5 protein-coding genes are annotated in these 5,878 nt (G+C 70.1%); 4 read left to right on the forward strand and 1 reads right to left on the reverse strand.

Annotation, left to right across the window (positions count from 1 at the left end; translation table 11 throughout):
• Window positions 1-479, reverse strand: a 479-nt coding sequence (locus MKK63_RS17920) for a transglutaminase-like cysteine peptidase (protein ID WP_244004144.1), incomplete at its 3' end; no start/stop codon positions are given.
• 354 nt (window positions 480-833) lie between these two features.
• Here MKK63_RS17920 and MKK63_RS17925 point away from each other — a divergent pair.
• The 4 genes from MKK63_RS17925 to MKK63_RS17940 all read left to right on the forward strand — a co-directional run bounded on the left by MKK63_RS17925 (window position 834) and on the right by MKK63_RS17940 (window position 5,665).
• Entirely contained in the window at window positions 834-1,415 is a 582-nt protein-coding gene (locus MKK63_RS17925; RefSeq protein WP_244004146.1) for a c-type cytochrome, methanol metabolism-related, read from the forward strand.
• Window positions 1,416-1,543: 128 nt separating this feature from the next.
• Window positions 1,544-2,752, forward strand: coding sequence for an FIST signal transduction protein (locus MKK63_RS17930; protein WP_244004148.1), 1,209 nt, complete (start codon window positions 1,544-1,546; stop codon window positions 2,750-2,752).
• Window positions 2,749-4,095, forward strand: a complete 1,347-nt coding sequence (locus MKK63_RS17935; RefSeq protein WP_244004150.1) for a hybrid sensor histidine kinase/response regulator — start codon at window positions 2,749-2,751, stop codon at window positions 4,093-4,095. Before MKK63_RS17930 ends, MKK63_RS17935 begins: the two co-directional genes overlap by 4 nt.
• A 166-nt stretch (window positions 4,096-4,261) precedes the next feature.
• A complete protein-coding gene (locus MKK63_RS17940; protein ID WP_244004152.1) occupies window positions 4,262-5,665 on the forward strand; it encodes an MFS transporter in 1,404 nt (467 codons plus the stop codon).
• The last annotated feature ends 213 nt before the right edge of the window (window positions 5,666-5,878 follow it).

Consider the following 5,878-nt stretch of genomic DNA (forward strand, 5'->3'; position numbering starts at 1 on the left):
CGCTGAAGTGGCTCCGCCGGGCGCGGGCGCCCGGCGCTGGCGAGTGGGTGGCGCTTGGGCAGCTGGAAGTCCTCGCGTTCGCCGATGCCGTCCTCGGCCACGTCCCAGCCGTCGGCCACGTGCAGGTGGTCCAGATCGGTCATCGGCTCCACCGCGTTGTTGACCCGGCGGTTGACCGCCACGATCGTCGCCCAGGTGGCGGGCGTGAGGCTGATGCGGGCCGGCTCGGTCCGGTCGACCGCACACTCGGACACGTAGCCCTGGCAGAACGTCACCCAGGCCGCGATCGGCTTCGCATCACCCTGCACCCGGGCGCCGACCTCGGCCGGCAGGCTCGCCAGCGTCTGCGCCTCGGCGGCGACGCCGCCCATCCCGAGAGCTGCCACGGCCAGGCCGAACACCGCGTTGCGGAGGCGGGAGACCCCACGCGATGCAGAGCCGGACACCAGCCCCTGCACCTTGGAAACCGCGAACCGCATCGCCGTCACTCAACCGTTAAGCTCTCGTTAACGAAAGCTCTCACGCCGGCGGCCCGGCGGCAATCCGCCGATTAACAAAAGGTTAATGCTGTGCGCAACGCGGATAAGGTTTTCCGTCCGTGCAAGCCATGGAGCGCTCTCCGCCGAAGAGGGCACCGGTTCGGCGCAGGACAGCGCGTCACAACAAGATCTTAGCGCCACGCACGATTGCAACGCGATCGGGCACGCCTCCCCGTGCGCCTGGGCGGCAGCGCGAAATCGTGATGGCGCGGCGGCGCGTCCGACCCGCTCGGGCGCCGTTATGTCCCCAACGCACCCGCGCGACGCCGCGTGTGGGCGGAAGGAGGAACGTCCATGCGGTGCGCAGCGAATGGATTCGTCGGGGTCATTCTGGTCGGAGTTGCTGCAGGGTCCCTTGGGACGATCCCCGCCCGCGCGGCGCCCCCCGCCGCGAAGCCCGCTGCCCCGTCCGGTTCAGCGGACCTGAAGAGCGAAGGTCCGACCCAGCCCGCCAAGGTCCAGGACGGCCAGTACACCGATAAGAACGGCGACCCGACCTACCACATCGCCGACGACGGCAAGAAGGTCGATTGGTACACGATGTCCGGCTACCTCCGGTACAACGCCAACTGCATCGTGTGCCACGGTCCGGACGGCATGGGCTCGACCTACGCGCCGTCCCTGGTCGATGCCCTCAAGGGCATGGACTACGCGCATTTCGCCGGCATCATCGTCGGCGGCAAGAAGGACGTGAACGCCTCGCAGGAACTGGTCATGCCGGCCTTCGGGGATAACCGGAACGTCATGTGCTACATGCCGGACATCTACACCTACCTGCGTGCCCGCGCGGACGGGGCGCTCGGCCGCAACCGCCCCCCGGAGCATGAGCCGAAGCCCGCCGCCTTCGAGAAGGCCGAGGACGCCTGCATGAAGTAGGGTCCGGCCGACCCCGTATTGGACGGCAGAACGCCCCCGTTGCGCGGATCGATTGCGCACGACATACTCACGCCGTGACACTGAAGAGCGGCAGCAAGCCCGCCGAGGGGGTCCGCCGGGGATGAAACGTGGCTCAGGGATCAGGTGCGCGCCGCCATCTGTGCGGCATCTGGACGGCCTGGACGGAGGCGGCCTCGGCCGCCGACGCTGTCGCCGGCGTGGCCCTGGCGATCCAGGAGGCCTGCCTGTCGCAGATCGTGGCGTTCTTTTCGGCCGACTACGACGCCGAATCCCTGGCGCGCGAACTGGAGCTGCGGTTCCCTGGCGTGCCGGTCTCCGGCTGCTCGATGTCCGGCGGTATCGCGCCGGCGGGCGGCCTCGACCGCGGGCTCGTGGTCATCGCGTTCCCCGCGGAGCGCTTCCGCATCGTCTCGACGGTCCTCGACGCCATCGACCATCTCGACGTGGAGCGGACCGCGTCGGCGGTGCGGGCCCTGCGCCGGACCCTCGATCCGCTCGATCCCTGCCGCGAGGGCGACCCGGCGACGTCCAGGCGGCGCTTCGCCCTGTCGCTGATCGACGGGCTGACCAACGCCGAGGAGACCGTCGTCTCGGCCATCGCCTGGGCGCTCGACGGCATCCCGATCGTCGGCGGCTCGGCCGGGGACGACCTGCGCTTCCGCGACGCGGTGCTGCTCCATGGCGGCCGGATCCACCGCAAGGCGGCGGTCCTAATTCTGGTCGAGACCGAGTTTGCCGTGGAGATCTTCAAGAGCGACAATTTCGAGCCGACCCAGACCAAGTTCGTCGTCACCGCCTCGGACGGCGAGCGGCGCGAGGTCCAGGAACTGAACGCCGAGCCGGCGGCCCGGGAATACGCCATGGCGATCGGCCTCGACCCCGAGGGTCTGTCACCGATGAGCTTTGCGGCCTATCCGCTCGCCGTGAAGGTCGGCGGCGAGTATTTCTGCCGCTCGATCCGGCGGATGAACGCGGATGGCTCGCTCAGCTTCTTCTGCGCAATCGACGAGGGCGTGGTGCTGACGCTCGCCCAGCCGCGCGACATCGTCGCCTCGACCCAGGCCGAGCTGGCCCGCCTCGACGCGCAGCTCGGCGGCGTCGACCTGATCATCGGCTTCGAATGCGTGCTGCGCCGCCTCGATGCCGAGAGCCGGCAGGTGCGCCACGGCATCACCGATCTCTACCGCCGCTACAACGTCGTCGGCTTCGAGACCTTCGGCGAGCAGTACCGGGCGATGCACCTGAACCAGACCTTCACAGGCATCGCCATCGGCAAGTCTCTGGCTGCGCCGGATCGGAGTCCGGTCGCGTCGTGACCGTGCATCCGAACGGGCTCGAAACCGACGCCTCCCTGCATCGGCGGATCGAGAAGCTCGAACGCATCAACGCCGCGCTGATGTCCCATGTCGAGCGCTCCATGGACCAGCGGGGCAGCGCCTATTCGCTGTTCCAGACCGCGATCATGCTGGAGGGGCGGGTCCGCACCCGCACCGAGGAGCTGACGGGGCTGATGCACCGCCTGGAGCGCTCCAACGAAGCGCTGGCCGCCGCCAAGGAGGAGGCCGAGACCGCCAACCGCTCCAAGACCCGGTTCCTGGCCGCTGCGAGCCACGACCTGCTCCAGCCCGTGAACGCCGCCCGCCTGTCGATCTCCGCGATGGCCGATCTCGACGTGCCGCCGGAAGCCTGCACCATCGCCAGCCAGGTCGAGCGGGGCCTGCAGACCATCGAGGATCTGATCAAGACGCTCTTGGACATCTCCAAGCTCGATGCCGGCATCGTCCGGCCGCAGCTGCAACCGGTCTTCCTGCCCGATCTGCTGGCCGAACTCACCGCGAGCTTCAAGCCGTTTGCCGAGCGCAAGGGCCTGCGGCTCGTATTGCGCTGCCCGGACCTGACAATCATCAGCGACGCGGTGCTGCTCCAGCGCATCCTGCAGAACCTCGTCTCGAACGCCGTTCGCTACACCGATGCGGGCGGCATCGTACTGGCTGCTCGGCGGCGTGCCGGCGGGGTCCGGGTCGAGGTCACCGATACCGGCTGCGGCATCGCCGCGGAGGAATGCGGCCTCGTGTTCGACGAGTTCTTCCGCGGCGGGGCCCGGTCGAACGGCGGCGAGGAGCCGGGCCTAGGCCTCGGCCTGTCGATCGTCCGCCGCATGGCGCAGGCGCTGGATCATTCCCTGAGCCTCGCCTCCCGGCCCGGCAACGGCACGCGGGTGAGCCTGGCCCTGCCGCTCAGCGCGGTCCCGGCTGCCATCGCGAGGCCCGCGCCGGTGGCGACCCGGCTGTCGGGGGCTCATGTCCTGGTCGTGGAGAACGACGCCTCCACGGCCGACGCCCTCGCGCGCCTCCTGCAGAACTGGGACGCGCGGGTCTCGACCTTTCGCGATCTCGCCGGTGTCCGCGCCGCCATGGCGGCGGGGGCCGCGCGGCCGGATATCCTAGTGCTCGACTATCATCTGGACGACGGCGCCTGCGGCCTCGACGTCGCCGCCTACCTGCGCGGGCGCCGCCTCGATCCGCTCCCCGCGATCGTGACCACGGCCGACCATTCGGCGGAGGTGGAGACGCGGGTGGCGGCCGCCGGCGCCGAGCTTGTGCGCAAGCCGATCAAGCCGGCGCAGCTGCGCGCGCTGCTGACCTACATGCTGGCGTGAGCGGCATTGCCGACAAACCCGTCCGCGCCGTGACATAGGACACACCGCGCCCCTCGACGGGCCGCAGTACGTGCGCGACAGGGAGCGGCCTCCGCGGCGCCCCGCCCGGATTTCCCCAGCCATCGACGTCGCGGATTGTCCCGACGCCGCAGGAGCGCGCGCGATCATGGCGCAGGTCCCGCCCGGTTCAGGCGCCGACGCGAAAGGCAGCCCGCAGGACGGCCTGCCGCCCCGCGAGCGGGTCCTCGCCATGGCGGCGGTCGGACTCGCCATGACCATGGCGGTCCTCGACGGCGCCATCGTCAACGTGGCGCTGCCGATCATGGCCAAGGATCTCGCGGTCAAGCCCGCCGACGCGATCTTCATCGTCAACGCCTATCAGATCGCGGTGACCGCGAGCCTCCTGCCGTTTGCCGCGCTCGGCGATATCTTCGGCTTCCGCCGGGTCTACCTGCCCGGGCTCGCGGTGTTCGTGGCCGCCTCGCTGGCCTGCGCGGTCGCGCCGAGCCTGCCCCTGCTGATCGCGGCGCGCATCGTCCAGGGGCTCGGCGCGGCGGCGATCATGAGCGTCAATATCGGCTTCGTGCGCTTCATCTACCCGCACCGGATGATCGGCCAGGGGGTCGCCAACGTGGCGCTGGTGGTGGCGGTGGCCTCGGCCGCCGGCCCGACCGTGGCGGCCGCGATCCTGTCGGTGGCGACGTGGCCGTGGCTGTTCCTCGTCAACATCCCGGTGGGCCTCCTGGCGCTGGCGGTGGCCACGCGCACCCTGCCGGTGACGCCGGCGAGCGGGCGGCCCTTCGACGGCATCAGCGCCGTCCTCAACGCCCTGACCTTCGGCCTGCTGATCATCGGCATCGACGGGCTGGGCGATCCCGGGGCGCAGGGCGTGGCTTGCGCCGAGCTGATCGGCGCCCTGGTGATCGGGACGATCTTCGTGCGGCGCCAGATCCGCCTGCCGGCGCCGCTGCTGCCGGTGGACCTCCTGCGGATCCCCGCCTTCGCGCTGTCGATGGCGACTTCCATCGCCTCGTTCTGCGCCCAGATGGTGTCCTACGTGGCCTTGCCCTTCTACTTTCAGGACGTGCTGCACCTCTCCAGCACGCAGACCGGCTTTTTGCTCACCCCGTGGCCGATCGCAGTCGCCGCGATGGCGCCGATATCCGGGCGCCTCGCCGACCGCTATCCGCCCGGCATCCTCGGCGGGATCGGGCTGGCCATGCTGGCGACCGGCCTCGTCTGCATGACGCTCCTGCCCGAAGCGCCCGCCACCCTGGATATCGTCTGGCGCCTGACCCTGTGCGGCCTCGGCTTCGGACTCTTCCAGTCGCCCAACAACAAGGTCATCGTCACCTCCGCGCCGCGCGACCGGGCCGGGGGCGCCAGCGGGATGCAATCGACGGCACGGCTCACCGGCCAGTCGCTGGGTGCGGCCCTCGTGGCGGTGATCTTCGGCCTCACCCATGGGCTCGGGCCTGAGCGGGCCGTCACGCTGTCGCTGTCCTGTGCGGCGGCGCTTGCCGTGATCGGCGGCTGCGCGAGCGTCCTTCGGCGGAGTCGGGCCGGCTAGAGCGCTCTCCGCAGAAGTGGACACCGCTTCGGGCCAAGAGAGCGCGCCACAACAAGGACTTGGAGCCGTATCCGATTGCAACGCGCACGGTACACGACAGTGACACCACCGTCGCCGAATAGGGCGCGGGTCCCCTCTCCCGTGCGGGAGAGGGACAGGGTGAGGGATGAGAACTTTCCGGAAGAGGCGCACCCTGTCAGCGCCTTGAAGGTG

Source organism: Methylobacterium sp. J-088 (assembly GCF_022829295.1).
Lineage (GTDB): Bacteria > Pseudomonadota > Alphaproteobacteria > Rhizobiales > Beijerinckiaceae > Methylobacterium.